This window comes from Staphylococcus simulans (assembly GCF_002902285.1).
GTDB lineage: Bacteria > Bacillota > Bacilli > Staphylococcales > Staphylococcaceae > Staphylococcus > Staphylococcus simulans.
In genome coordinates, this window is record NZ_PPRU01000074.1 from 1 (window position 1) to 357 (window position 357).

At 44.8% G+C, this 357-nt stretch carries 1 protein-coding gene; it reads left to right on the top strand.

What is annotated here, in order from left to right; translation table 11 throughout:
* Positions 1-357: Ig-like domain-containing protein (locus CD112_RS13675; RefSeq protein WP_180991562.1), on the top strand; the 357-nt coding region annotated here is incomplete at both ends.

Genomic DNA, 357 nt, shown 5'->3' on the forward strand with positions numbered 1-357 from the left:
AACCACTGAGCACAGTAACATTGACGTTGCCAGACGGTAAAACAACAGAAGTAAAAGCAGATGCAGACGGCAAGTGGACAACAGAATTGGCAGAATCATTAACACATAACGCAGTGATCAAAGTAGTTGCGTCAGATGTGGCGAACAATAAATCACCAGAAGCGACACAAACTGTGAAAGATACAACAGCACCAGCGGCTCCAACAATCGATGCGATTGAAGCGGGAGCTAAAGTAGTAAACGGAACAAGCGAACCACTGAGCACAGTGACATTGACGTTGCCAGACGGTAAAACAACAGAAGTAAAAGCAGATGCAGACGGCAAGTGGACAACAGAATTAGTTGAACCATTAACAC